Source organism: Citrobacter sp. CFNIH10, from assembly GCF_002934585.1.
Classification (GTDB): Bacteria; Pseudomonadota; Gammaproteobacteria; order Enterobacterales; family Enterobacteriaceae; genus Citrobacter_A; species Citrobacter_A amalonaticus.
The window spans coordinates 747,714-774,031 of record NZ_CP026216.1; the positions used below are offsets into that span (position 1 = coordinate 747,714).

Here is a 26,318-nt window from a genome sequence, read left to right on the forward strand (position 1 = left end):
AGTGGGGCAATTCCTTGCCCCCGTCAAATCATTGCGAATTTTCTTTCCGCGGCTGGCGCAGGACTTCGTTGATTTGTGGTTTGTCGACCGGACCGGTGATCCGATAGCGCAGAATCGAGACTTTACTCCATAGCGGTCCTAGCACTTTACTGGCGGCAAAGACTGCCGCACCAACGATCGGGTTCACCGCAAACGCGGCGGCTACCCCCACCGTGGCGGAGATTTCCGGTGCCACCACCGCTTCAATATCCAGCTCGCGGCGCACCAGGTTGACCGACCCTTTCATGGCGATATCCGCTTCCAGCCCGTCTACCAGCGTGTCGTCCGTATGCAATATGCCGTCTTTGATCCAGGCAGTGCTGCGAATGGAGTCGAAGTAAAAACCTTCATTGAAGGTATCGCTAAAATCGAAGCGTAGTTTACGCAGCAGCGCGTCAAAGCTCAGCAAGCGCAGCAACTGTCCCGCGTGCCCGGTGCTTAGCTCGGTGATCTCCCCTTTACCCAGACGGGTGCGGATAATGCCGTTCAGCGAGGCTTCCTCCGGCTTCCACGGCGGATTGCGCCAGTGCAGATCGTAATCCACGTTGAACGACGCGTTGCGAATCGGTGTAGAGACGCCAAAGAACCCTGCCGCGGCGTCAATTTTGTTACCCCGCAGTTTTCCTTTTAAAGAGGTACGCTCGCTGCCAGGGGTGTTAACCCACTGTCCGTCCGCCGTCAGCCTGGTGAAACCGGTGTCCAGCAGACCGTTACTCAGGTTCAGAGTGTCACCCTGAATGGCCACATCCGCATCGATGCGTCCGTATTTCTGTCCCCACATCCAGCACTCTTCACAGCGTAACTGGACGTCAGGCCAGCCACGGAAACTAACGCGTTCTACGGATGCAAATGCCGATGCCGGCGTGTCGCTGTTATCCGTTTTGGCCACGGTGGGGTTGTAATAGAGGTATTTGATATTTGCCAGCCACGGTGCGTTATTGCGCATTGCCAGCGTTGCGTTGATCTCACGCCCCTGCGCCTCGACTTTAGTGCCATTCGATGCCGGTTCAGACACGAGGCTCAGGTTGTTCCACTGTTGTCCGCCCAGCGTTAACGCTGGCGTGCGCAGCGTAATGTGTTGCGGGAAGTTCGCGTTGGCACCAACGTTGTCCGCCGCACCTTTCTGGAACAGGGCCAGCCATTGTGCGCCATCCATCGCGGGCAGATTCAGCTCAATGCCTTCGCGTTCAGGCAAAGGCGGCGGCGTCCGGCTTTCCGCCGTCCAGATCGCGCGATCCAGCGTCAGCTTCTGATTTAACAGCCAGCGGCTGTTAAAATGATTTTCCTGTCCGGCGCTACCGGTCAGCGTAAAGCTGCGCAGGTCGCCCGTTGCTTTAATTTTAACGGGTAATGCCTCACCCGCGCTTTTATCCAGCGGAGAAGGTAAGTGACTGCTCACATTCCTGAGATCGCCGTTCAGCTCAACGTTGTAGGTCGTGCCGGAATGATACGGCAGGTCGATACCCACTTTACCGTCCCACGTCAGACTGCCGCTGAGCGCGTCATTAATTTGTGATGGCAGAACGCCAGTACGAGCGGGCTGCCAGTTACCGTTAAGATTCACCGCAACCTGATAGGCTTTCGTCCCTTCCGTGGTGGTGAAATCAACGTTCACTGGCTGATTAAACCAGTTCGCCGTCATCGGCTCGCTTTTCAGGTTGCCGTTGGTAAAGCTGAATTTGCCGCTGAGGTTTTTCAGGGTGCTGTCGAGCGGTTTGATAAACAGGCTATTATCGCGCAGCGACACATCGCCTTTTGCGGTAACTAATTCGCCGTCCAGCGGGATATCCAGATGTAAGCGAGCATTCACATCGCCGTCGATCTGCAGTTGCTCAAGCGTGGCACCCAGCGAATCCTTCAACGGCGTGTCGTCAAAATACGGACCTACCGCCTTGCCTGGCCCCTGAATATCAGCATCAATCAGCAACTTCTCTTTGGCGTAGTCCGGGATGACCGCCGTCAGGTTCGTGGCCTTCACGCCGCCTAAATTGACGCCATCGGTTTTCATCCACAGGCCGTCATTCAGGAAATCCAGCTCGATATTCAGGTCGGTCAGCGCAGGCCAGTCCGGCTGAAAGGCAAATTTCGCATTGCGTAATGGGACCAGCACTTCAAACTGGCCTTCGTTGTGCTTGTACGGGAACAAATACGGATTACCGCCATACACCAGCGTCGCGTTTTCCGCTTCTCCACCCTGAATCGCACCGCTGAGATAGTCCACCAGCGCCTTGCCCATCAGATTTTCCGGGAAGTAACGCCAGGCCTGAGAGCCGTCATCAGTGCTGATACCCGCCAGAATCCCCAGCCAGGGGTCATCGCCTGTCGGCTGTAGATAGCGGAAGCCGCCACGCGCATGGACCGCTTTCGCTTTCACATCAATATTACGTCCGTCCAGCTGAAAACCGTTGTCATTCTTTAGCCAGTTCAGCGTGGCAACGCCGTCTTCAATTTCTAATGGCGCACGGAAGACCGTTTCGTAGGGCATTTTGGCCTGTTTCATCGACGCGGTCAGCGCGCCATTTTCCACACTCCCGGAGAGCGTTCCGGAGAAGTGCTCTGCCCCTGGCAACAGCTTCCACTGTTTCCACGCCAGATCGCGCCATGAGGCCTGAAAACGCGTCTTTTCCGTGGCCTGAAGCGGGATATCCAGCGCCAGGGTATCGATATTTCCGCTCGGTTGGGTGGCAAGCCAGATGTCACCCAGCTCGGGCGAAAGCTTCGACACCATCGGGCGTAGCCCCTCAAGCCCGGTCAACTCCAGATGGCTGGCGCGGATGCGCAGTTCGTCACTGCGTTTTCCGTCTGCGCCACCGACTTCCTGCTCGGGGATCCAGGCGAGCTGTAGCGCACCGCGCGGCCAGGCCTTGCCGTCCATTGTGATGCGAGTATCGGGAATAGAAAACTGCCAGCCCGGCTGTTCATGACTGATATGCGCCGTCAGATTGTCGACAGAGAGCGTATGGAGGTTATTGCCGCCTTTCCAGCTCGCGCCCCCCTGTTTCAGCCAGACATCGCCACCGGCGATCTCACCTTTGCTGATGGTCATCCAACCTTCGAGGCTAAAGCGCGCGGTCTCCAGCGCCACGTTATCCTGCATCCATTTTCCCAGCCACGGCTTCACGTCGATATCGTCGGCCTGCAACCAGACCCGACCATTATTCAGCAACCCTTCATCATCACGCAGATCCATGCGCACCTGCATGACGCCGTGCTGACCGGTCAGACTGGAGAGGCTGACTTGTCCTTCCGCGCGGTGGCGGTTTTTACCATTAACCCAGGTCAGTTGCGGAATCGCCAGTTCGGCGCGCTGACCGGATAGCGTCAGAAAGCTGATTTGACTGTCGCGGAGATCGAAGTGATCGAACTGGCGCAGGAAAAGATCGTTGATTCGGCTGGCTTCCAGACCGTCACCGCTTTCGCTGCGTTCAATCGGCGTGTTGGTACGGAAATTCAGTTGCCAGAAGGTGAGATCGCGAAATTGCCAGCGCATGTGCAGCAAACTTTGCCAGACATCCAGCGCCAGGGTAACGCGTTTTACCGAAAATTCTCCGCCGTCTTTCAGTTCCGCGCGGATATCACGTGCTTCGAGAGTGGGTCCAAAATTTTGCCAGTTGGCGGAGATCTGGCTGGCCTTGACCGGCAGCCCCGTCGCAGACTCAATTTTGCTGAGGATCGTCGGACGCCAACTGTCGAGATGCGGTAATGCCAGGCGCAAACCACTGACCAACAGCGCTACGACAACGACGAGCGCGGCTCCAGTGAGCAATAATATCCCCGGCAATCGCCTCACGCGTCTCTCCTTGTCTGCCTGAAAATGCGCCGCCCGTCACGCGGCACCGTATCGGTTTACATCATTACGACGTCAAACTGCTCCTGGTTATAGAGCGGTTCAATTTGTACTTTCACCTGTTTGCCGACAAAAATCTCAACTTCCGCCAGCGCGTGCGACTCTTCCCCTTTCAGGGTTTCCGCCACTGCCGGAGAAGCATAGACCAGGAAGCGGTCGGAGTCGTAGGCGTGGTGCACGCGAACGATCTCACGCATGATCTCATAGCAGACAGTTTCCACCGTCTTCACCGTGCCGCGTCCGTGACAGGTCGGACATTCGTTGCACAACACATGCTCCACACTCTCACGCGTGCGCTTGCGCGTCATCTCCACCAGACCCAACTGCGAAAAACCGTTAATGCTGGTTTTCACCCGATCTTTACTCAGTGCCTGCTCAAGCGAATGCAGAACCCGGCGACGGTGATCCTCATTATTCATGTCGATAAAATCGATAATAATGATACCGCCGAGATTACGCAGTCGCAGCTGACGGGCAATCGCCTGGGTCGCTTCAATATTAGTGTTGAAGATGGTGTCATCAAGATTACGATGGCCGACAAACGCGCCGGTATTAATGTCGACGGTGGTCATCGCTTCAGTTTGATCGATAATCAGATAGCCGCCGGATTTCAGTTCCACTTTGCGCTCCAGCGCTCGCTGGATTTCATTCTCAACGTCAAAGAGATCGAAAATCGGCTGGCGTCCGCTGTAATGCTCCAGCTTGCTGGTCATTTCCGGGATGTATTCCGCTGTAAACTCCAGCAGGGCTTCATAGGTCAGACGGGAATCCACGCGAATGCGGTCTAACTGTGCATCAGCAAAATCACGCAGTACACGCTGCGCCAGCGCCAGCTCGCCATACATCTGGTAACGCGTCTGCGGGCGCTTTTTGCGCTCCATCACTTTGGTCCAGACGCGCTTGAGGTACGCGGCGTCTGACGCCAGATCGTCTTCACAAACGCCTTCTGCCGCAGTGCGGATGATAAATCCCCCCTGCTCGTCACAGTACTCAGCGACCACTTTCTTCAGGCGCTCACGCTCGGCTTCACTTTCGATACGCTGAGACACACCCACGTGCGAGGCGCCGGGCATAAAGACCAGATAACGAGACGGTAAAGTGATGTCGGTGGTCAGACGCGCGCCTTTGGTGCCCAACGGATCTTTCACCACCTGCACCATCAGATCTTGCCCCTGACGCACCAGCTCCGAAATATCGCGAACAGTAAACTGCTTCTGCTCTTCACCCGCCACGCATTCGGTGTGCGGCATAATGTCGGAAGCGTGAAGAAACGCGGCTTTATCCAGCCCAATATCTACAAAAGCCGCCTGCATACCCGGAAGTACGCGACTGACCCGACCTTTGTAGATATTGCCTACGATCCCGCGTCGCGCTTCGCGCTCAATATGAATTTCTTGCAGAATACCGCCATCAATGTACGCCACGCGTGTTTCCGATGGCGTTACGTTTACCAACAATTCAGCCGTCATGTGTATCCCTTTTCTCACGCAGTGAGTTAAAATTGCTCAGCAACTCATACGTTTCAACCAGCGGTAAGCCGACTACGGCGTGATAGCTGCCATTTATCTTCCTGACAAAACAGCCACCCCGCCCCTGAATACCGTATGCACCTGCTTTATCCATCGGTTCACCGCTGGCGATATAGTCAGCGATATCCGCATCCGTCAACGCTCTGAACGTCACCTCGGTCATCACCAGGCAGTCAAGCACATACTGGCTATCCGCCAGCGCAACGGCCGTCATCACCTGATGCGTTTGCCCGGACAATTTGCGCAACATCAGCGCCGCATGGTGTGCGTCACGTGGCTTCTCTAACACTTCTCCGTTGAGGATAACGATGGTATCCGCCCCCAGAACAGGGAGATCGCGCGGCGTCTGCGCCACGCCGGCCTGGGCTTTTTCCCGCGCCAGACGCGACACATATTGCTGTGCGCTTTCCCCCTCGCCACGCGTTTCTTCGATTCCCGTAACAATACGTTCGAAAGAAACGCCTAACTGCGTGAGCAGTTCCTGACGACGCGGCGAACCGGAAGCTAAGTATAGAGATGTCATAGAAACCTTTATTGCACTGCAAATTGCTGGCGGACTTTACGCATCAGCAAGAAAAGCCACGGCCAGAGCACTCCGTTGACTACACTACTCCAGAACACTTCAGGTCTGAAAGAGACGTTGATCACTAAAAACTCTGACCAGAAAACAATAATATCCACCACCAGCGAAAGCAACATCACCACCAGTGCCTGCTGCCAGAGCGCCAGATTGCGAAAGAGCTGAAATTTCAGCGCAACCAGGTAAGCGATGATGCTCATCGACAATGCCCGCACGCCAAGCGTGGAACCACTAATGAGATCCAGTATGGCACCCATCACGAAACCTGTGCCCACATTGACGCGATGCGGCAGGGCGAGGATCCAGTAGAGTAAAATAAGCAGCACCCAGTTTGGCCGAAAGACAATGATCTCATCCGGCCAGGGCATCACTTGCAATAACAGAGCGATAAAGAACGAGAGCCAGATAACCCAGCGACCCTGGCTACGATAGCTTGCCACTACTGGCCTCCCGGCGCACGCGCTGGAGGCGGCGTCGCACCCGCTGGAGGCGGCGTCGCACCCGCTGGCGGAGCGGCAGGTGATGACGTGATACCGGTTGCTGGCGCAGGCACGGGCGACGGCGGCCCCATCATGTCCGGAGACGGCAACACTTGCGGCATCATCTGCATCAGACGTTCATTCGCCACGCGATGCACATCTTCCGGCGTCATCGGGTTGGCGCCGTTACGGTCGGCCCCCCACAGCAACAGCAGATAGCGCAGACGCTGTAAGCCCGCAGTAGGACGCGCCTGAATCACGGTGTAAGCACGTTGAGTATCCAGCTTAACGGAAGAGACCACGCCAACCGGATAGCCTTCCGGGAAACGACCGCCCAGACCAGACGTAACCAGCACATCGCCAACGCGAATATCGGTATTGGCTGGCAGGTGTTCGAGTTGCAGATCGTCGGTGCAGCCGTTACCGGCCGCGATCACCCGGATGTCGTTGCGCAACACCTGAATGGGTAAGGCATGCGTGGCATCACAAATCAGCAGGACGCGGCTGGTCAGCTTCGCCACCGCGACGACCTGACCGACAACGCCTTTGTCGCTGATTACCGGTTGGCCTTCGTAAACGCCGTTCACGCTGCCTTTGTCGATAACCACCTGGTCGCTGTAGGGATCGTTAACCGTGGAGATGACCTGCGTCACCATCTTTTGTTCATCCTGACGCAGCGGCGAACCCAGCAGCTCGCGCAGGCGCGCGTTCTCCTGTTTGTACTGCCCCAGCATCAACAGTTCACTGTTTTTCAGCAGCAGTTCCTGACGCAGCGCCCGGTTTTCAAGCTCAAGCTGGTCGCGTGAGGCGAGCGTTTGCGAGACGCCATCAAGCAGTTCACGGGGACCATTGGAAATAAAGTAGAAAGGACTGACGGCGGTATCCATGTAGGTACGGATCTGACTGAACGTACCCAGGCGGCTGTCGGCAATAATAACGCCGAGCGCCACCAACACCGCCAGAATAAGGCGAATCTGTAGCGAGGGGCCACGGCTAAAAATTGGCTTCATAAGTTTGCGTATTCTCGTATCAGAGTCGGCAGGACAGCATAATGCTCTCCTGCCGGCACCCGATTACTCTTCGCTGAACAGGTCGCCGCCGTGCATGTCGATCATTTCCAGCGCTTTGCCGCCGCCACGCGCCACACAGGTCAGCGGGTCTTCAGCGACAACAACTGGAATACCGGTTTCTTCCATTAACAGACGATCAAGGTTACGCAACAGCGCGCCACCACCAGTGAGCACCATTCCGCGCTCGGAGATATCAGACGCCAGTTCCGGCGGGCACTGTTCCAGTGCAACCATCACCGCGCTAACGATACCGGTCAGCGGCTCCTGCAGGGCTTCCAGAATCTCGTTAGAGTTCAGGGTGAAGCCGCGAGGAACACCTTCTGCCAGGTTACGACCGCGCACTTCGATTTCGCGCACTTCGTCGCCCGGATAGGCAGAACCAATTTCATGCTTGATACGCTCTGCGGTGGCTTCACCGATCAGAGAACCGTAGTTACGGCGCACATAATTAATGATGGCTTCATCGAAGCGATCGCCGCCGATACGAACAGAAGAAGAATAGACCACACCGTTCAGGGAGATAACGGCGACTTCCGTCGTACCGCCACCGATGTCCACAACCATCGAGCCGGTTGCCTCAGAAACGGGCAGACCCGCACCGATTGCCGCCGCCATCGGCTCTTCAATCAGGAAGACTTCGCGGGCGCCAGCGCCCTGTGCGGATTCACGAATAGCACGACGCTCAACCTGAGTGGCACCAACCGGTACGCACACCAGCACTCGCGGGCTTGGACGCATAAAGCTGTTGCTGTGCACTTGCTTGATGAAGTGCTGGAGCATTTTTTCAGTCACGAAGAAATCGGCAATAACGCCGTCTTTCATTGGGCGAATAGCAGCAATGTTGCCCGGCGTACGACCCAGCATCTGCTTCGCATCATGACCTACTGCAGCCACGCTTTTCGGTGAACCGGCACGATCCTGACGAATGGCCACAACGGAAGGCTCATTCAATACGATGCCTTGTCCTTTTACATAAATGAGGGTATTCGCGGTACCCAGGTCAATGGACAAGTCATTGGAAAACATGCCACGAAATTTTTTCAACATACTAAGGGATAATCCTGAAAGCTGGGGCGGAAAACAAAATCCGCTTACTTTACCAACCACACGCAGCAGCGACAAGGCGCAAAAATCATCTGCTACGGTGAAAATTAGTGCAGTTCGTTTCCTTTGTTACAAATCTCTACCTGAGTCCCTCAGGGCTGAGTACTTCAGCAGCAATCCTCGCCCTCATTTGCAACCGGTTTAAGGTCATTCACCTGCATATGTGCTGTTACAAAATGGCGAGCAGACAAGCACACCCCCATGAAGGCACAGCGCGCGTTATTCTACGTGAAAACTGAACAAACGGCAGGTTAAACCGAGTATCTTTGAGAATATTTTTTCACATTGGTATCCAGCGGCTGGGAGGCAGCAAAAAAATCCCCCTGTCCACCGGAAACACCACGCGCTGTCAGCGTCTGCCACTCACCGCGCGAACGTACACCCGTTGCGTAAACCTGGGTGCTGGTGCCTGAGCACGCCTCCACCAGGCTTTGAACCAGCAACTGGTTTTCCGTTCGCTTCTCAATGTTCCTGACCAGACTCGGATGGAGCTTGATCAATTCCACATTGAGTTCCTTAATCCAGCTGGTACTCACCAGCGTTAAGCCCGCCTGCGTGACGGCAACCCGAACGCCTAATGCATTCACTAAGCGGATAACGGGCTGCAACCGGCTGATGTGTTGACCTACATCCGCCTCCGCAAGTTCAATAATTATGCGTTTTCGTTGCGATTTTTCACACTGCATCAAGGTATCGCGTAACCAACGCTGAAAACGTGGACGAATCAGCGACTCTACCGTCACCTGCATCGCCAGATTCTCTTCCGGCCAGTAGTTTAGCAGCGGGATGACGCGGCTTATTTGTAAGCGGTCATACTCTTCTGATAAACCGAACTGTAACACCATCGGCATGTATTCCGCCGTGCTGACCTCTTCATTACCATCAAAGATGCGGCACATCAGTTCCCGATGATGCACATGTCCGTCCCGGGTGACGGCCGGTTTCTGATAAATTCGCGGGCCGCCGCGGCTGAGCATCTGCTCAATCAGCGTTCGCCAGCGCACGTTGCCACGCCCTTTTTCCGGCAACGAGTCGTCATACACCGTCCAGCTATTTCCGCCCTGCAACACAGCATTGCGGGTCGCCGCCTCTGCATGTTCCATCACCTGTTCCGTCGACTGCCCGCTACGCCAGGCGCAAATGCCGATATGTACCATATCGTCACGATCGAGCATTTTATTAGTCGGAAGTGCATCGACTGCTTTTAAAAGTTGTCCGGCTACGCTTTCCGCCTCTTTCAAAGTGCGGTGCGGCAGTAAAACGGCAAAGTCGCTGCGATGGTAGCGCGCCAGTAGCGACCCCGGAAAACGCATCATAAAAGTGGACAATAAATTGATCAGACTAAACAGTTCTTCTTCGGCGAGGTTACGCCCCCAACTGTCGCGCAACAGGTTAAAGTCCGGCAGGCGAATCATCATCACCACGCCATGCGCGCCGATCTTCTCCTGATCGTCCAGCAACGTCGCCAGTTGGTTGTCAAAAAAGAGCCGATTGCTGAGGCCGGTTTTGGTGTCCTGCGCGGCGTAAGAGCGAATCAGCGTATCGAGACGGCTCCGCTGCTCCTGGGCGCTCTGGATTTCGGACAACAGCATATCCAGCGCGCTACTGGTGCGCGCCGGCCATTCATAGACCGTACCCCGTACACTGGCTCCCCGTTCTCCATTCAAAATTCGCGTCGAACGCATCTCCAGCAGTTCCTGACCGGAAAGTTGACGCTGTAGCCAACGTACCGACAGAAACAGCATCAGTACAATAAAACCAATGGCCAGCGTGAGCGGTGCCGTCGTCATCAGTGAATGAAAATAGTTGCCCATCGGATCCTGATAGACCAGATCCATCGTCATTCCCGGGTGCTTCATCAGCGGAACCGAGAGCTCGCGAAAGAGATTACTGGTGCCAACCGGGCGATAGCTACTGTTACGGGTTTGGCTATAAATGACCTTTTCACCCTGCAGCAGATCGACGCGTACGACGTCGGCAGACACCATCAGTTCGTCAATTTGCGATGTTAACTGTTTGAAATCGCGTGAAACAAGATGCGTGTCAATGGCTGTCGCCACCGCCTGGACACGATGGGCCATCTTGTACTGGATGGCGTTGTAAAAGCTCAGCGAGCAGCCGATCAGGGTGACAAAGATCGTTAACCCGGTGAGCAGCGTGACAAAAGCTGAGAATTTCGTCGTTAATCGCATCCTTGAGTTAACTCCGACGGTTGAATTGCGACACGAAACTGCTTAACCAAACGCAAAATTCGTCCGGTTGCGCAAAGAGTGAGTGCATACTACCAAATCAGGTGTATCTGGCAATTTATTGCGTTGCATCGGATTCACGTTTCAATTAGCGAGTATAGTCTTCAGACGTCATTTTCCAATCCACCATGCAGAATTGAGGACAGGTTATGCAGGCTTTGATCTTAGAACAGCAGGACGGTAAAACCCTTGCTTCCGTGCAGACTCTTGAAGAAAGTCGGCTGCCGGAAGGCGATGTCACAGTGGATGTCCACTGGTCCAGTCTGAACTATAAAGATGCGCTCGCCATCACCGGAAAAGGAAAAATCATCCGCAACTTTCCGATGATTCCTGGCATTGATTTCGCTGGCACCGTTCGGACCAGCGAAGATCCTCGTTTTCATGCGGGGCAGGACGTGTTGCTGACCGGTTGGGGCGTTGGCGAAAATCATTGGGGTGGCCTGGCAGAACAGGCACGCGTGAAAGCGGACTGGCTGGTTGCGCTGCCAAAAGGGCTGGACAGCCGTAAAGCGATGGTGATCGGCACTGCCGGGTTTACTGCCATGCTGTGCGTGATGGCGCTTGAAGAGGCGGGCATTCGTCCGCAAGACGGTGAAATCGTGGTCACCGGCGCCAGCGGCGGTGTCGGCAGTACCGCGGTCGCGCTGCTGCATAAACTGGGCTATCAGGTTGTTGCGGTGTCCGGACGTGAAAGCACCCATGATTATCTCCGCCAGTTGGGCGCAAGCCGTATTCTGGGTCGTGATGAGTTCGCCGAATCCCGTCCACTGGAAAAACAACTGTGGGCCGGGGCAATTGATACCGTGGGTGATAAAGTGCTGGCGAAAGTGCTTGCGCAAATGAACTACGGGGGCTGTGTCGCCGCCTGTGGTCTGGCGGGCGGTTTTGCCCTGCCAACGACAGTGATGCCGTTTATTTTGCGCAACGTTCGTCTGCAAGGGGTGGATTCTGTGATGACACCACCGGCGCGCCGTGCTCAGGCCTGGCAGCGTCTGGTGAATGACTTACCGGAATCATTCTATGCACAGGCAGCAACGGAAATTTCGCTGGCTGAGGCGCCGAAGTTCGCCGATGCCATCATTAATAACCAGGTACAAGGCCGTACGCTGGTTAAAGTGAAGTAAACACAAACGCCGTAGAAATTTACACTTAATTAACGAAATTTCGCTGCGCACTGACAGACTCCCTGCCATAGTAACTACGCATTATATGTACGCCTGGAGTCTGTTATGAAGAAATTACGTCCACTCAAAGAAGCCGATGTCACTGCCGAATCGGCTTTCTTTATGCATCGCCGCCAGGTGCTGAAAGCGCTGGGGATCGGGGCTGCCACGCTGTCGCTGCCGATATCCGCGCAGGCGGATCTGTTGAGCTGGTTCAAAGGCAACGATCGTCCACCCGCGCCCGCCGGCAAACCGCTGGAATTCAGCAAACCCGCCGCATGGCAAAACACGCTGCCTTTAACGCCAGAAGATAAAGTCACTGGCTACAACAACTTCTACGAGTTTGGTCTGGATAAGGCCGATCCTGCCGCCAATGCGGGCAGCATGAAAACCGATCCCTGGACGTTGAAAATCAGTGGTGAAGTGGCTAAACCATTAACCCTGGATCACGATGCGCTCACCACACGCTTTCCTTTAGAGGAGAGGATTTACCGGATGCGCTGTGTTGAAGCCTGGTCGATGGTGGTGCCGTGGATTGGCTTTCCTTTACATAAGCTGCTGGCGCTCGTCGAACCCACCAGCAATGCAAAATATGTCGCGTTCGAGACGCTTTATGCGCCGGACGACATGCCGGGACAAAAAGATCGCTTCATTGGCGGTGGATTGAAATATCCCTATGTCGAAGGATTGCGCCTGGATGAGGCGATGCATCCCCTGACGCTGCTGACCGTTGGCGTATACGGTAAAGCGTTACCGCCGCAAAACGGCGCGCCTGTACGCCTGACAGTGCCGTGGAAATATGGCTTTAAAGGCATTAAATCGATCGTCAGCATTAAACTGACCCGCGAGCGGCCACCCACCACCTGGAATCTTGCCGCTGCCGATGAGTACGGTTTTTACGCTAATGTGAATCCGCATGTTGATCACCCGCGCTGGTCGCAGGCAACGGAACGATTTATCGGCGCAGGCGGGATTCTGGATGTCCAACGGCAACCCACCCTACTGTTTAACGGCTATGCCGATGAAGTGGCCTCGCTGTATCGCGGCCTGAACTTGAGGGAGAATTTCTAAGTGCGGCTGAGTGCAAAGCAGATTACCTGGCTGAAAGTGGCGCTTCATCTGGCGGGATTGCTACCATTTCTCTGGCTGTTCTGGGCCATTAACAACGGCGGGCTCAGCGCCGATCCGGTAAAGGACATCCAGCACTTTACCGGTAGGACAGCTCTGAAATTTTTGCTCGCTGCCTTGCTGGTCACGCCGCTCGCACGCTACGCTAAACAGCCATTATTGATACGCACCCGTCGTCTGCTGGGGTTATGGTGTTTCGCCTGGGCTACGCTGCATCTGACCAGTTACGCGCTGCTGGAGTTAGGTATCCATAATCTCGGATTGTTGGGACGAGAACTGATTACGCGCCCGTATTTAACGCTTGGGATCATCAGTTGGCTCATCCTGCTCGCGCTGACGCTAACATCAACACAGGCAGCACAACGAAACTTGGGTAAGCGCTGGCAATTTTTGCACAACTTCGTCTATCTGGTGGCGATCCTCGCGCCGATACATTATCTGTGGTCGGTGAAGATTTTGTCACCTCAACCCATCATTTATGCTCTGCTCGCACTGCTGCTTTTGGCCTGCCGTTACAAGAAGTTCCGCCAGTGGTGGCGCTAGTTCGGCGAACTGTGCAGTCGGTTACAAAATGCAGAGACTCGGATGTTATTTGTGTGTTAGCGGTTGATTATCTTCCCTGATAAGACCAGTATTTAGCTGCCAATTGCTACGAAATCATTATAATGTGCGACCTTGGCTCCCTGGACAGCGTTTTTAGACCGCTGAAAAGGTGACAATCGAGCATTGAAGGTATATTTTGTTTTTTGCCGGAGGATTGCAGCAAATCGCTGCATGTTAACCGACAAGTCTCACATGAATCGTTGAGGCGGAATATACCGGCGTCCTGGCAGGCGCAAGCCGTTTTGCCATCGGGACTCACGCTTTACAGACAGCGCTTAATGCCTGTCACAATCACACTAAACAAAGAGTACGGAACCCACTCATGGATATTCGTAAGATTAAAAAACTGATCGAGCTGGTTGAAGAATCAGGCATCTCCGAACTGGAAATTTCTGAAGGCGAAGAGTCTGTACGCATCAGCCGCGCAGCGCCAGCAGGTAGCTTCCCGGTGATGCAACAAGCCTACGCTGCACCAATGATGCAGCAGCAACCGGCTCTGTCTAACGCAGTTGCTCCGGCAGCAGAAGCGCCGGCAGCCGCCGCAGCAGAAATCAGTGGTCACATCGTACGTTCCCCAATGGTTGGTACTTTCTACCGCACCCCGAGCCCGGACGCTAAAGCGTTCATCGAAGTGGGTCAGAAAGTCAATGTAGGCGATACCCTGTGCATCGTTGAAGCCATGAAAATGATGAACCAGATCGAAGCGGACAAATCAGGTACAGTGAAAGCTATCCTGGTCGAAAGTGGTCAACCGGTAGAATTTGACGAGCCGCTGGTCGTCATCGAGTAACGAGGCGAACATGCTGGATAAAATTGTTATCGCCAACCGCGGCGAGATTGCATTGCGAATTCTTCGTGCCTGTAAAGAACTGGGTATCAAGACTGTCGCTGTGCACTCAAGCGCGGATCGCGATTTAAAACACGTATTGCTGGCGGATGAGACGGTTTGTATTGGTCCGGCTCCGTCCGTAAAAAGCTATCTGAACATCCCGGCTATCATCAGCGCCGCTGAAATCACTGGCGCGGTAGCGATTCACCCGGGTTATGGCTTCCTCTCTGAGAACGCCAACTTTGCTGAGCAGGTTGAACGCTCTGGCTTTATCTTCATCGGCCCGAAAGCGGACACCATCCGTCTGATGGGTGACAAAGTATCGGCGATCACCGCGATGAAGAAAGCTGGCGTCCCGACCGTACCGGGTTCTGACGGCCCGCTGACCGACGATATGGATGCGAACCGTGCCCATGCAAAACGCATCGGCTATCCGGTTATCATCAAGGCGTCCGGCGGCGGCGGCGGTCGCGGTATGCGCGTAGTACGCGGCGATGCCGAACTGGCGCAATCCATCTCCATGACCAAAGCGGAAGCGAAAGCGGCTTTCAGCAACGACATGGTTTATATGGAGAAATACCTTGAGAACCCACGCCACATCGAAATTCAGGTGCTGGCAGACGGTCAGGGTAACGCGATTTATCTGGCGGAACGTGACTGCTCTATGCAGCGTCGTCACCAGAAAGTCGTCGAAGAAGCACCGGCACCGGGTATTACCCCGGAACTGCGTCGCTTCATTGGCGAGCGTTGCGCGAAAGCCTGTGTGGATATCGGCTATCGCGGCGCGGGCACCTTTGAATTCCTGTTCGAAAACGGCGAGTTCTACTTCATTGAAATGAACACCCGTATTCAGGTTGAACACCCGGTTACCGAAATGATCACCGGTGTTGACCTGATCAAAGAACAGTTGCGCATTGCTGCTGGCCAGCCGCTGTCGATCAAGCAAGAAGAGGTGCAGGTCAAAGGCCACGCGGTGGAATGCCGTATCAATGCTGAAGACCCGAACACCTTCCTGCCGAGCCCGGGTAAAATCACCCGCTTCCACGCGCCAGGCGGTTTTGGCGTGCGCTGGGAGTCGCATATCTATGCCGGTTACACCGTACCGCCATACTATGACTCCATGATCGGCAAGCTTATCTGCTACGGCGAAACCCGTGATGTGGCGATTGCCCGCATGAAAAACGCGCTGCAGGAACTGATCATCGACGGTATTAAAACCAACGTTGATCTGCAGACGCGCATCATGAACGACGAGCACTTCCAGCAAGGTGGTACTAACATCCACTATCTGGAGAAAAAGCTCGGCCTCACTGAGAAGTAATTCTCGGTGCACAGCAAAATGGGCTCGGAAGAGCCCATTTTTTTACACCGATTTATCTTCTTCTAAGGCCCGAATTTTCGGGCCTTCTCTTTTTACCGGCGAGAAGAAAATTCAGACATTACGGAATATTTTCCACCACCCAGAAAGAGCATACAAAACCCACCACACAGATATATAGCCTGTAACTCCAGGGCCCATGATCCCTGAGGCGTCAGAGCCAATACTTTCCCGTCCATCACCAGATATGTCGCAAACAGCATTGTGAAGGTAAAAATTGCCGCCGCATAACGTGTCATGACGCCGAGAATCAGCATTAACGGCGCGACGATTTCGCCGATGAACGATCCCCACGCGATAAAAGCCGGCAAATGGTGAGATTCCAGCAGGAACACGACTGCGCCAAGTCCGTGTTTCGCTTTCGCTACGCCATGAAAAAGCATAAGCCCACCAAAGACTACTCGCAGTATTAATTTTGCCGCATCCGGGTTATTAGTATATCGATGAAATACTTCATTCCATTGTTTTAACATTCTGTGCAACTCCATTTCATCCCTTGCTTTAATAGGTATACTGGAAACCTATCCGGAAACGTGTTTGCCTGTCGTCTTGCAGTCTGTTAACGGAGACATTGCCAATCTCAATATAAGGTGCCCAGTTTTTGGTGACAGAGTAGGCGACCTTCATGTCATGCTCATAGTCAGCGTGACTTTCATTATAAATATCGGTATTGGCATGTAAGTAAACAAAGTTGTATTCAAACTTCCAGTCACCGGTCTTATAGCCAAGCCACGCGTCATAACGCCCAGTTGCTTTATTATTCAGGTCTTCATTATCCTGCAAAGTGTAATCATAACGATAGCGCAGGTTCAGATAAAAACCGTTATCCAGTATGGTCCCGAGTAACAGGTTAGGTTTATAGATGGTATTACCCGAATTACTATCAATATTAAAAGCAGGGATCAAATACATTTTGGGATTAAGGATAAAGCGATAGCTGATAGTGGCTTCACTACCGTTATTATCTAATTCATTAAAAGGCTCATTTGCATCGTCACCACTTGATTTATAACGGGTCTCGACAGAGAAACCGAATTGGTTATCAAACCGATGCGCAAAATAGATACGATCTTTATTAATTTTTCCATCATCGAAGTAGTCGTGACGTAAATCGATAACAGATTCAGCGGCCAGGACATTGCAGCTAACCAGTATTGCCACCGCACTAATAGTCATTCTCTTATTTAATTTCATATTAAAGTCCATGTATGAACGCAAAAAAAGACCTTTCCGTCTCTGACAGAATTAAGAAAAGGCATTGCCACTGAGAATCTCGCTACTCAGAAAACCCGATAACAGGTTCAGCGCCGGTTAAGAATATTATTGTTATATCACCCTGTAAATTGCAGTCATTAATAAAATATGAGATCTGGCGAGCAAAATAAGAGGCATAAGAAAACATCCATATAAATAGCCATTGAGAAAAAACAGCGCATTCATCGACTTTATATAGTCGTCACAGCTTATTACGTCATTAATTAACAACATACCGTTAGTCGCCTTATTATTAATTAATAACGGAGGAGCTATCTAATTTAGGTACTTTGCCCAATAAAAACGAGAGTAATCAATATTATTATCTAAAACAAAAATAGAAAAATAAAAATAGAATACGTTGATTTTCAGAACAGTTCGTTTTGATTAATTGATCGTGATTATTTTGTCTCCTCACCCCACAGGGGCAAGATCGTTCTTCAGCCGCCACCTTTCTCTCCCCCCTGACCAGCGGCTTAAGGTACAATCCCCGCTTTCTTTTTCAACAAGGGACAAAAAATGGACAAACGTTTTGTTCAGGCCAATAAAGAAGCGCGTTGGGCGCTATGGCTGACCCTTCTCTATCTGGCTGCCTGGCTCGCCGCAGCTTACATTCCAGGGGTGACGCCGGGCATAACCGGGTTGCCGCACTGGTTTGAAATGGCTTGCCTGTTAACACCGCTGATCTTCATTTTGCTGTGCTGGGCCATGGTGAAATTTATCTATCGTGACATTCCCCTGGAGGATGACGATGCAGCTTGAAGTCATTCTGCCGCTGGTTGCCTATCTGGTTGTTGTGTTCGGTCTTTCTGTTTATGCCATGCGTAAACGGCAGACCGGCACCTTCCTGAATGAATATTTTCTGGGTAGCCGTTCCATGGGGGGGATCGTCCTGGCGATGACCCTGACCGCGACATACATCAGCGCCAGCTCATTTATTGGTGGACCTGGTGCGGCCTATAAATACGGACTGGGATGGGTGTTGCTGGCGATGATTCAGCTTCCCGCCGTCTGGCTTTCGCTGGGGATACTCGGCAAGAAATTCGCCATCCTTGCCCGTCGCTATAATGCCGTCACCCTCAACGACATGCTGTTTGCCCGCTACCAGAGTCGCCTGCTGGTGTGGCTGGCGAGCCTCAGCCTGCTCGTGGCGTTTGTCGGTGCCATGACCGTGCAGTTCATCGGCGGCGCACGCCTGCTGGAAACGGCGGCGGGTATTCCCTATGAAACAGGCCTGCTGATTTTCGGTATCAGTATCGCGCTGTATACCGCGTTCGGCGGCTTTCGTGCCAGCGTACTTAACGACACAATGCAGGGACTGGTGATGCTGATTGGCACCATCGTGCTGCTGGTCGGTATCGTGCATGCGGCCGGTGGCCTGAGCCATGCCGTAGAGACCTTAAACACCATCGACCCAAAACTGGTTTCACCGCAGGGCGCCGATGACATTCTGTCTCCGACCTTTATGACCTCATTCTGGGTACTGGTCTGTTTTGGTGTGATCGGTCTGCCGCATACGGCGGTGCGCTGCATCTCCTACAAAGACAGCAAAGCGGTACACCGCGGGATAATCATCGGTACCATCGTGGTGGCGATCCTGATGTTTGGTATGCATCTTGCCGGCGCGCTGGGTCGTGCGGTTATCCCTGACCTGACGGTGCCGGATCTGGTGATCCCCACGCTGATGGTCAAAGTGCTGCCGCCTTTCGCCGCCGGGATCTTCCTTGCCGCGCCAATGGCGGCCATTATGTCGACGATCAACGCCCAGTTGCTGCAAAGTTCCGCTACGATCATTAAAGATCTCTATCTTAATATTCGCCCGGAACAGTTGCAGAACGAGACGCGGTTGAAACGAATATCGGCGATGATCACCCTCATCTTAGGCGCGCTGCTCTTACTTGCCGCCTGGAAACCGCCAGAGATGATCATCTGGCTGAATCTGCTGGCGTTTGGCGGTCTGGAAGCCGTGTTCTTGTGGCCGCTGGTGCTTGGCCTTTACTGGGAGCGCGCGAATGCGACCGGAGCGCTGAGTGCGATGATTGTCGGCGGCGTGCTGTATGCGATTCTCGCCACCTTTAACGTTCAGTACCTGGGCTTCCATCCGATTGTGCCCTCGTTGCTGCTAAGTTTGCTGGCTTTCCTGGTCGGAAACCGTTTCGGTTCTCCTGCCCCGCAAGCCGCTGTATTGACTACTGATAAATAAAGAGTTTTGCCATGCCATGGATCCAATTAAAACTGAACACGACGGGCGCTAACGCGGAAGCATTGAGCGATGCCCTGATGGAAGCGGGTTCCGTTTCCATCACCTTCCAGGACACGAACGACACGCCGGTTTTTGAGCCATTGCCGGGCGAAACACGCCTGTGGGGCGACACCGACGTTATCGGTCTGTTTGATGCCGAAACCGACATGAAAGAAGTCGTCGCCATCCTGGAACACCATCCGCTGCTGGGCGTCGGGTTCGCGCATAAAATTGAACAACTGGAAGATAAGGACTGGGAACGCGAGTGGATGGATAACTTCCACCCCATGCGTTTTGGCGAACGCCTGTGGATCTGCCCAAGCTGGCGCGACGTGCCGGATGAAAATGCCGTCAACGTAATGCTCGACCCCGGTCTGGCGTTTGGTACCGGCACTCATCCCACCACCTCACTGTGCCTGCAGTGGCTCGACAGTCTCGATTTAACCGGTAAGACCGTTATCGACTTTGGTTGCGGTTCCGGCATCCTCGCAATTGCCGCACTGAAACTGGGCGCCGCAAAAGCGATCGGTATCGATATTGATCCGCAGGCGATTCAGGCCAGCCGTGATAACGCCCAGCGTAATGGCGTATCAGAACGTCTTGAACTCTACCTGCCACAGGATCAGCCAGACGCCATGAAAGCCGACGTAGTGGTCGCCAACATTCTGGCAGGCCCATTACGCGAGCTGGCACCGTTAATCAGCGTCCTGCCCGTTACAGGCGGTCTGCTGGGCCTTTCCGGTATCCTTGCCAGCCAGGCGGAAAGTGTTTGTGAAGCTTATGCCGATCTCTTCGCTCTCGATCCGGTGGTGGAGAAAGAAGAGTGGTGTCGAATCACGGGCCGTAAGAAGTAACCCTGTCTCCCGCGCGTGGCCGTACTACCGGCCACGTTTTTCAGCATTTCGCCCGCTCCTTCCTCTTCCTCTCATACGGTAAAATAGGCTCGTAACTCATTGAAGTTGCAAATATAAAAATCTATTTTATTCATTGGAAGAATTTCATGAACCCTTTTTTGAGCAAGGCAACTCTTCTCGCGTTAAGCATCATGTCATCCACCGCAATGGCGTCACACTGGAGCTATGAGGGTGAAGGATCCCCGGAACACTGGGGCGCACTCAGTGAAGAGTATAAAACCTGTCAGACCGGGATGAATCAGTCCCCAATAAACATCGACCAGTCGGCAAATGCCCACCTGAAGCCCCTGAAAACCCACTACACTGAGGGCCCCATTACTCTCATTAACAACGGTCACACAATCCAGGCCGCGTTAAAGAGCGCAACGGCTGATACCATCACGATTGACGGGACTCCGTTTACATTGCAGCAATTCCACTTTCATGCCCCAAGCGAAAATACGGTTCACGGTAAGCATTACGCGATGGAAATGCATCTTGTGCACAAAGACGCAAATGGTGCTATCGCCGTTGTCGCGGTCATGTTTGATAAAGGGGCGGCAAACACTGAGCTGGATAAACTGTGGGCGACTATGCCTGAACAAACCGGGCAGGACGCTAACGTCACCTCACAAATGGATCTGAATGCCCTGCTGCCGAAAAACAAACGCTTTTGGCGTTTCAGCGGTTCACTGACCACACCGCCCTGCTCTGAAGGGGTAACCTGGATTGTCATGAAGCACCCTCTGACGCTGTCCGCCGCGCAGTTAGAAAAATTCAGCCATACGATGCATCATGACAATAATCGTCCGCCCCAACCGCTGAACGGTCGTGTCGTGGTCGAGTGATGACCGATGCGTTGCGCAATCATCTGCTGAAATGAGAGCGATGTCACATTAACTCAAGATAATCTGCTGATTAATTCAGCAGATTATCTTGCAAGCCCGCGCAGATTCGAAGAAAAAATGAGAAGTTACGCAAAATTATAAGCGTACAGAATTTCGTCACGCTTTTGTAATGCAATGATTTGTATGGCTAATTATTTTATGGCGTTGACGTTAACGGCGATTCTTTGATCCACCGCAGAGGATTGGTCAAAGTTTGGCCTTTCATCTCGTGCAAAAAATGCGTAATATACGCCGCCTTGCAGTCACAGTATGGTCATTTCTTAACTCATGCGCATCGGACAATACCAGCTTAGAAATCGCCTGATCGCAGCGCCCATGGCTGGCATCACTGACAGACCTTTTCGGACGCTGTGTTATGAGATGGGAGCCGGATTGACCGTATCCGAGATGATGTCGTCTAACCCGCAGGTTTGGGAAAGCGACAAATCCCGTTTACGGATGGTGCACGTTGATGAGCCAGGAATTCGCACGGTGCAAATTGCCGGTAGCGACCCTGTTGAGATGGCCGATGCCGCACGGATTAACGTGGAAAGCGGCGCCCAGATTATTGATATCAATATGGGGTGTCCGGCTAAAAAAGTGAATCGCAAGCTCGCAGGTTCAGCCCTCTTGCAGTACCCGGATTTAGTGAAGTCGATACTAACCGGGGTGGTTAATGCAGTGGACGTTCCTGTGACCCTGAAGATTCGCACCGGCTGGGCTCCGGAACACCGTAACTGCGTAGAGATTGCCCAACTGGCTGAAGACTGTGGCATTCAGGCTCTGACCATTCATGGACGCACCCGCGCCTGTTTGTTCAATGGAGACGCTGAGTACGACAGTATTCGGGCAGTTAAGCAGAAAGTTTCCATTCCGATTATCGCGAATGGTGACATTACTGACCCGCTTAAAGCCAGAGCTGTGCTTGACTATACGGGGGCTGATGCCCTGATGATAGGCCGCGCAGCTCAGGGAAGACCCTGGATCTTTCGGGAAATCCAGCATTATCTGGACACTGGGGAGTTGCTATCCCCCCTGCCTCTGGCAGAGGTTAAGCGCTTGCTTTGTGCGCATGTTCGGGAACTGCATGACTTTTATGGCCAGGCAAAAGGGTACCGAATCGCGCGTAAACACGTCTCCTGGTATCTCCAGGAGCACGCTCCAAATGACCAGTTTCGGCGCACATTCAACGCCATTGAGGATGCCAGCGAACAGCTGGAGGCGTTGGAGGCATACTTCGAAAATTTTGCGTAAACAGAAATAAAGAGCTGACAGAACTATGTTCGAACAACGCGTAAATTCTGACGTACTGACCGTTTCTACCGTTAACTCTCAGGATCAGGTAACCCAAAAACCCCTGCGTGACTCGGTTAAACAGGCACTGAAGAACTATTTTGCTCAACTGAACGGTCAGGATGTTAATGACCTCTATGAGCTGGTACTGGCTGAAGTAGAACAGCCCCTGTTGGACATGGTGATGCAATACACCCGTGGTAACCAGACCCGTGCTGCCCTGATGATGGGCATCAACCGTGGTACGCTGCGTAAAAAATTGAAAAAATACGGCATGAACTAATCTCGATTAGCTAATTGCTTGTTTAAAAAGGCGCTACTCGGCATGGGGAAGCGCCTTTTTTATACGCCTCTTTTGTGGAGCCGATATGAACTCACGATGTGAGCCACACTACTTTGGTGATGAATCCGCGTCGATCATCCACGGAGATGCGCTGACAGAACTTAAGAAACTTCCCGCTGAAAGCGTCGATTTAATCTTTGCCGACCCGCCTTACAATATCGGAAAGGATTTTGACGGGATGGTCGAGTCCTGGGACGAAGACATCTTCCTGGGCTGGCTGTTCGCGTGCATTGAGGAGTGTCATCGGGTGCTGAAAAAACAGGGCACGATGTACATCATGAACAGCACCGAAAACATGCCGCATATCGATCTCAAATGCAGAACGCTGTTTACCATCAAAAGCCGGATTGTCTGGTCTTATGACAGTTCAGGCGTGCAGGCGAAGAAATTCTTTGGCTCAATGTACGAACCGATCCTGATGATGGTCAAAGATGCCCGACAGTACACTTTCAACAGTGACGCTATTCTGATTGAGACCAAAACCGGTGCGAAAAGAGCGCTGATTGACTACCGTAAAAACCCACCACAGCCTTACAACACGCAAAAAGTTCCGGGCAACGTCTGGGAATTTCCCCGCGTGCGTTATTTGATGGATGAATATGAAAACCATCCGACGCAAAAACCTATCGCCCTGCTAAAACGGATCGTTTTAGCCTCCTCCAATCCTGGCGATACGGTGCTGGATCCCTTCGCCGGCAGCTTTACGACAGGTGCTGTGGCCGTGGAATCGGGACGTAAATTCATCGGTATTGAGGTCAATAATGAGTATGTGAAGATGGGGCTCAGACGGCTGAACATCAGCTCACACTACTCCCAGGAAGAGCTGACGAAAATCAAAAAGAGAAAGACGAAAAACCTGTCGAAAAAGAGTCGAACGGCGTCAGATGTGGTGAAGATGACAGCAAAGTAAAAGCATTGTAAGCCTGCTTTTCAGGACGCATTTTTCGTGTATATTTCCTGCACGCTTGGGCATGAATACACAGGATTTGGCAATGATTCGTAAGTATTGGTGGCTGGTTGTTTTTGCGGTCTCCGTGTTCCTTTTTGATGCGTTACTGATCCAGTGGATTGAATTGATCACCACAGAAGTCGATAAATGCCGCAACATGGATTCTGTCAATCCGCTCAAGCTGGTCAACTGTACCGAATTACAATAGCGTGTGATTGATAGACAGGAGAAATGATTATAGGGTTTCCGATGTTAATTGCATGACATATCCATCAGGAATTAACATCCTTAATACATTATCCACCAGCGCCGGTGCCTGCTGATAAAGATCGTAGCGGGTAGAATTCATCAACCAGTTTTTCACGATCCCGCTAAAACTACCGTGAATAATAATTAACACAACGTCTAAATCCAGGGTTCTGGAAATTAAACCTTCCGTCATACTCGCCTGCAACGCGTCGCGTAGTCCCCTCTGGCTAAACCCAATTTTCTCGCGTATTTCCTGTTCTGATATCATCCCCTCATGAAATTCACATTTATGATATAAAATTTGCAGCAAGGCCTGCTGCCGGGGAATTTCCGCGATATATTGCAATCCGGCAATTAACTTTTCGCGCAACCGCTGCAAGGGATTATCGCAGTCATGCAAAGCTAACCGGTCCTGAATAAGATCACGTAATGGCGGTTGCTGTTGCCAGAGTTCATTGAAGAGTTGCGTTTTGTTGTCAAAATGCCAGTAGATAGCCCCCCGCGTGACCTGGGCCGCGTCGGCAATGTCGTTAAGCGTCGTGTTGCCAACGCCTCGCGTGGCAAACTGGATGATTGCAGTCTCAATCAAATGTTGTCGCGTTTTTAACGCTTCGGCTTTTGTTCTTTTAGCCATAAGTTATCGTTTCAGGAGCAGGATAAAAAACAGAAATATGGCAATTCACAATTGCCGTTCAAAAAGAACTGTATCACCTCATCCGTTCCGAGATGAAACAAAAGCGAATAGCCTCAGCACAAAACATTCAATCAAATAACCCCCACAAATAAAAACCAACAAAAACATTCATACAACAAATGTACATTTCCAAATATATTAGCCAACAACAAGGCATGACAAAGAAAAACAAAATGAAAAGACAAAGCCATCACTTTTTTGTTTTTACGTGCCGTAGACCCGGCCATAAAATAACTATCGCTTACATCGCACGCTAATAATTTGTAGGATAGCCAACTATTATTTCTTCGTGCACGTTATCGCCTTACCGTTATCCGGTAAATAACGAGCTATTGGTTTTTAAGGAACAGTAATGACGAAACATGCCAGGTTTTCACTCCTGCCCTCATTTATCCTCATCTCTGCTGCGTTACTTGCCGGTTGTAACGATCAGGGAGATAAGCACGCTCAGGCAACCGAACCGCAGGTGACCGTTCATGTGGTTACCGCCGCGCCATTAGCAGTAACCACCGAACTGCCAGGACGCACCTCGGCATTCCGCATTGCAGAAGTTCGTCCACAGGTCAGTGGTATTGTTCTCAAAAGAAACTTCACTGAGGGCAGCGATGTTCAGGCCGGGCAGTCACTGTATCAGATCGATCCTGCCACTTATCAGGCAGATTACGATAGCGCGAAAGGGGAACTGGCGAAAAGTGAAGCTGCCGCCGCCATCGCACACCTGACGGTTAAGCGCTATGTTCCGCTGGTAGGGACAAAATACATTAGCCAACAGGAATACGACCAGGCGATTGCAGATGCGCGTCAGGCCGATGCGGCAGTCATTGCCGCACGAGCCGCAGTGGAGAGCGCACGTATCAATCTTGCTTACACCAAAGTCACCTCGCCGATCGATGGTCGTATTGGCAAATCCAGCGTGACGGAAGGTGCGCTGGTCACTAATGGCCAGGCAACAGCACTGGCTACCGTGCAGCAACTCGATCCCATCTATGTCGATGTCACACAGTCCAGCAGCGACTTTATGCGACTGAAGCAGTCCGTTGAACAGGGCAGCCTGCATAAAGACAGCGCCAGCAGCAGCGTCCAGTTGGTGATGGAAAATGGTACGGCGTATCCCCTGAAAGGGACATTGCAGTTTTCGGATGTCACGGTGGACGAAAGCACAGGCTCCATCACCCTTCGCGCCGTCTTCCCTAACCCACAGCACGCTCTGCTGCCGGGGATGTTTGTTCGCGCTCGCATTGACGAAGGCGTTCAGCCCAACGCTATTTTGATCCCCCAGCAGGGCGTAACGCGTACGCCTCGTGGCGATGCGACGGTACTGGTCGTCAATGACCAGAGTCTGGTTGAGCCACGCGCCGTTGTCGCTTCGCAGGCTATCGGCGACAAATGGCTGATTAGCGAAGGCCTACATCCAGGCGATCAGGTGATTGTCAGCGGATTACAAAAAGCCCATCCCGGCACGAAAGTGAAAGCTACCACGGATGCCAATACTCCTGCGGCAAAAGCGGCGCAATAA

The 26,318-nt window shown here is 52.7% G+C and carries 24 protein-coding genes; 14 read left to right on the forward strand and 10 right to left on the reverse strand.

Features of this window, described 5'->3' with window-relative positions; translation table 11 throughout:
* Positions 1–28: 28 nt before the first annotated feature.
* The 7 genes from yhdP to csrD form a co-directional block, all read right to left on the reverse strand.
* Entirely contained in the window at positions 29–3,829 is a 3,801-nt protein-coding gene (gene yhdP, locus C2U53_RS06910; protein ID WP_104445750.1) for an AsmA2 domain-containing protein YhdP, read from the reverse strand.
* Positions 3,830–3,885: 56 nt separating this feature from the next.
* Complete coding sequence (gene rng / locus C2U53_RS06915; RefSeq protein WP_042998334.1) at positions 3,886–5,355, reverse strand: ribonuclease G; 1,470 nt, start codon at positions 5,353–5,355, stop codon at positions 3,886–3,888.
* Entirely contained in the window at positions 5,345–5,938 is a 594-nt protein-coding gene (locus C2U53_RS06920; RefSeq protein ID WP_044327102.1) for a nucleoside triphosphate pyrophosphatase, read from the reverse strand. The genes rng and C2U53_RS06920 overlap by 11 nt, the downstream gene beginning before the upstream one ends.
* Before the next feature lie 8 nt (positions 5,939–5,946).
* On the reverse strand, positions 5,947–6,435 hold the full coding sequence (gene mreD / locus C2U53_RS06925) for a rod shape-determining protein MreD (RefSeq protein WP_042998336.1): 489 nt from the start codon (positions 6,433–6,435) through the stop codon (positions 5,947–5,949).
* Positions 6,435–7,484 carry a rod shape-determining protein MreC gene (gene mreC / locus C2U53_RS06930; protein WP_104445751.1) on the reverse strand — a complete coding sequence of 350 codons (1,050 nt, stop codon included), beginning with the start codon at positions 7,482–7,484 and terminating at the stop codon, positions 6,435–6,437. The genes mreD and mreC overlap by 1 nt, the downstream gene beginning before the upstream one ends.
* A 63-nt stretch (positions 7,485–7,547) precedes the next feature.
* Positions 7,548–8,591: a rod shape-determining protein MreB gene (gene mreB, locus C2U53_RS06935; RefSeq protein ID WP_000913396.1), complete on the reverse strand. Its 1,044-nt coding sequence runs from the start codon at positions 8,589–8,591 to the stop codon at positions 7,548–7,550.
* 308 nt (positions 8,592–8,899) lie between these two features.
* Entirely contained in the window at positions 8,900–10,840 is a 1,941-nt protein-coding gene (gene csrD / locus C2U53_RS06950) for an RNase E specificity factor CsrD (protein WP_104445752.1), read from the reverse strand.
* Positions 10,841–11,046: 206 nt separating this feature from the next.
* Between csrD and C2U53_RS06955 the strand changes: the two genes are divergently transcribed.
* From C2U53_RS06955 to accC, 5 genes are all read left to right on the forward strand, one after another.
* A complete protein-coding gene (locus C2U53_RS06955) occupies positions 11,047–12,021 on the forward strand; it encodes an MDR family oxidoreductase (protein WP_061069298.1) in 975 nt (324 codons plus the stop codon).
* Positions 12,022–12,126: 105 nt separating this feature from the next.
* Positions 12,127–13,131: a protein-methionine-sulfoxide reductase catalytic subunit MsrP gene (gene msrP / locus C2U53_RS06960; protein ID WP_042998340.1), complete on the forward strand. Its 1,005-nt coding sequence runs from the start codon at positions 12,127–12,129 to the stop codon at positions 13,129–13,131.
* A complete protein-coding gene (msrQ, locus tag C2U53_RS06965; protein ID WP_104445753.1) occupies positions 13,132–13,731 on the forward strand; it encodes a protein-methionine-sulfoxide reductase heme-binding subunit MsrQ in 600 nt (199 codons plus the stop codon).
* 382 nt (positions 13,732–14,113) lie between these two features.
* Positions 14,114–14,581 (forward strand): acetyl-CoA carboxylase biotin carboxyl carrier protein, encoded by a 468-nt coding sequence (gene accB, locus C2U53_RS06975; protein WP_042998342.1) that lies wholly within the window; start codon positions 14,114–14,116, stop codon positions 14,579–14,581.
* Positions 14,582–14,591: 10 nt separating this feature from the next.
* Positions 14,592–15,941, forward strand: coding sequence for an acetyl-CoA carboxylase biotin carboxylase subunit (gene accC, locus C2U53_RS06980; RefSeq protein ID WP_042998343.1), 1,350 nt, complete (start codon positions 14,592–14,594; stop codon positions 15,939–15,941).
* Positions 15,942–16,033: 92 nt separating this feature from the next.
* Here the strand turns inward: accC and C2U53_RS06985 are convergent, their stop codons facing one another.
* Both C2U53_RS06985 and C2U53_RS06990 read right to left on the reverse strand, forming a co-directional pair.
* Entirely contained in the window at positions 16,034–16,471 is a 438-nt protein-coding gene (locus C2U53_RS06985; protein WP_044255997.1) for a DoxX family protein, read from the reverse strand.
* A gap of 28 nt (positions 16,472–16,499) precedes the next feature.
* Complete coding sequence (locus C2U53_RS06990; protein WP_172740565.1) at positions 16,500–17,192, reverse strand: oligogalacturonate-specific porin KdgM family protein; 693 nt, start codon at positions 17,190–17,192, stop codon at positions 16,500–16,502.
* Between the two features lie 579 nt (positions 17,193–17,771).
* Between C2U53_RS06990 and C2U53_RS06995 the strand changes: the two genes are divergently transcribed.
* The 8 genes from C2U53_RS06995 to C2U53_RS07030 all read left to right on the forward strand — a co-directional run bounded on the left by C2U53_RS06995 (position 17,772) and on the right by C2U53_RS07030 (position 24,067).
* Positions 17,772–18,014, forward strand: coding sequence for a YhdT family protein (locus C2U53_RS06995; protein ID WP_042998345.1), 243 nt, complete (start codon positions 17,772–17,774; stop codon positions 18,012–18,014).
* Positions 18,004–19,455 (forward strand): sodium/pantothenate symporter, encoded by a 1,452-nt coding sequence (gene panF, locus C2U53_RS07000; protein WP_042998346.1) that lies wholly within the window; start codon positions 18,004–18,006, stop codon positions 19,453–19,455. Before C2U53_RS06995 ends, panF begins: the two co-directional genes overlap by 11 nt.
* Positions 19,456–19,466: 11 nt before the next feature.
* Positions 19,467–20,348, forward strand: a complete 882-nt coding sequence (gene prmA / locus C2U53_RS07005; protein WP_104445755.1) for a 50S ribosomal protein L11 methyltransferase — start codon at positions 19,467–19,469, stop codon at positions 20,346–20,348.
* 146 nt (positions 20,349–20,494) lie between these two features.
* Positions 20,495–21,235, forward strand: a complete 741-nt coding sequence (locus C2U53_RS07010; protein ID WP_042998348.1) for a carbonic anhydrase — start codon at positions 20,495–20,497, stop codon at positions 21,233–21,235.
* Positions 21,236–21,562: 327 nt separating this feature from the next.
* The gene (dusB, locus tag C2U53_RS07015; protein ID WP_044327070.1) at positions 21,563–22,528 is read left to right on the forward strand and encodes a tRNA dihydrouridine synthase DusB; all 966 of its coding nucleotides are present in this window, start codon (positions 21,563–21,565) and stop codon (positions 22,526–22,528) included.
* 25 nt (positions 22,529–22,553) lie between these two features.
* Complete coding sequence (gene fis, locus C2U53_RS07020) at positions 22,554–22,850, forward strand: DNA-binding transcriptional regulator Fis (protein WP_000462905.1); 297 nt, start codon at positions 22,554–22,556, stop codon at positions 22,848–22,850.
* A gap of 85 nt (positions 22,851–22,935) precedes the next feature.
* A complete protein-coding gene (gene yhdJ, locus C2U53_RS07025; protein ID WP_104445756.1) occupies positions 22,936–23,820 on the forward strand; it encodes an adenine-specific DNA-methyltransferase in 885 nt (294 codons plus the stop codon).
* 82 nt (positions 23,821–23,902) lie between these two features.
* Complete coding sequence (locus C2U53_RS07030) at positions 23,903–24,067, forward strand: DUF2556 family protein (RefSeq protein WP_042998358.1); 165 nt, start codon at positions 23,903–23,905, stop codon at positions 24,065–24,067.
* A gap of 27 nt (positions 24,068–24,094) precedes the next feature.
* Here the strand turns inward: C2U53_RS07030 and envR are convergent, their stop codons facing one another.
* Positions 24,095–24,742, reverse strand: coding sequence for an acrEF/envCD operon transcriptional regulator (gene envR, locus C2U53_RS07035; protein ID WP_042998359.1), 648 nt, complete (start codon positions 24,740–24,742; stop codon positions 24,095–24,097).
* A 412-nt stretch (positions 24,743–25,154) separates the two neighbouring features.
* On the opposite strand from envR, the gene C2U53_RS07040 reads away from it, so the two are divergent.
* Complete coding sequence (locus C2U53_RS07040) at positions 25,155–26,318, forward strand: efflux RND transporter periplasmic adaptor subunit (RefSeq protein WP_044263683.1); 1,164 nt, start codon at positions 25,155–25,157, stop codon at positions 26,316–26,318.

Coding starts and splice junctions, on each gene's coding strand:
- rng (WP_042998334.1), bottom strand. CDS start 5,355: ATGACGGCTGAATTGTTGGTAAACGTAACGCCATCGGAAACACGCGTG.
- C2U53_RS06920 (WP_044327102.1), bottom strand. CDS start 5,938: ATGACATCTCTATACTTAGCTTCCGGTTCGCCGCGTCGTCAGGAACTG.
- mreC (WP_104445751.1), bottom strand. CDS start 7,484: ATGAAGCCAATTTTTAGCCGTGGCCCCTCGCTACAGATTCGCCTTATT.
- mreB (WP_000913396.1), bottom strand. CDS start 8,591: ATGTTGAAAAAATTTCGTGGCATGTTTTCCAATGACTTGTCCATTGAC.
- csrD (WP_104445752.1), bottom strand. CDS start 10,840: ATGCGATTAACGACGAAATTCTCAGCTTTTGTCACGCTGCTCACCGGG.
- C2U53_RS06955 (WP_061069298.1), top strand. CDS start 11,047: ATGCAGGCTTTGATCTTAGAACAGCAGGACGGTAAAACCCTTGCTTCC.
- msrP (WP_042998340.1), top strand. CDS start 12,127: ATGAAGAAATTACGTCCACTCAAAGAAGCCGATGTCACTGCCGAATCG.
- accB (WP_042998342.1), top strand. CDS start 14,114: ATGGATATTCGTAAGATTAAAAAACTGATCGAGCTGGTTGAAGAATCA.
- accC (WP_042998343.1), top strand. CDS start 14,592: ATGCTGGATAAAATTGTTATCGCCAACCGCGGCGAGATTGCATTGCGA.
- C2U53_RS06985 (WP_044255997.1), bottom strand. CDS start 16,471: ATGTTAAAACAATGGAATGAAGTATTTCATCGATATACTAATAACCCG.
- C2U53_RS06990 (WP_172740565.1), bottom strand. CDS start 17,192: ATGAAATTAAATAAGAGAATGACTATTAGTGCGGTGGCAATACTGGTT.
- C2U53_RS06995 (WP_042998345.1), top strand. CDS start 17,772: ATGGACAAACGTTTTGTTCAGGCCAATAAAGAAGCGCGTTGGGCGCTA.
- panF (WP_042998346.1), top strand. CDS start 18,004: ATGCAGCTTGAAGTCATTCTGCCGCTGGTTGCCTATCTGGTTGTTGTG.
- prmA (WP_104445755.1), top strand. CDS start 19,467: ATGCCATGGATCCAATTAAAACTGAACACGACGGGCGCTAACGCGGAA.
- C2U53_RS07010 (WP_042998348.1), top strand. CDS start 20,495: ATGAACCCTTTTTTGAGCAAGGCAACTCTTCTCGCGTTAAGCATCATG.
- dusB (WP_044327070.1), top strand. CDS start 21,563: ATGCGCATCGGACAATACCAGCTTAGAAATCGCCTGATCGCAGCGCCC.
- fis (WP_000462905.1), top strand. CDS start 22,554: ATGTTCGAACAACGCGTAAATTCTGACGTACTGACCGTTTCTACCGTT.
- yhdJ (WP_104445756.1), top strand. CDS start 22,936: ATGAACTCACGATGTGAGCCACACTACTTTGGTGATGAATCCGCGTCG.
- C2U53_RS07030 (WP_042998358.1), top strand. CDS start 23,903: ATGATTCGTAAGTATTGGTGGCTGGTTGTTTTTGCGGTCTCCGTGTTC.
- envR (WP_042998359.1), bottom strand. CDS start 24,742: ATGGCTAAAAGAACAAAAGCCGAAGCGTTAAAAACGCGACAACATTTG.
- C2U53_RS07040 (WP_044263683.1), top strand. CDS start 25,155: ATGACGAAACATGCCAGGTTTTCACTCCTGCCCTCATTTATCCTCATC.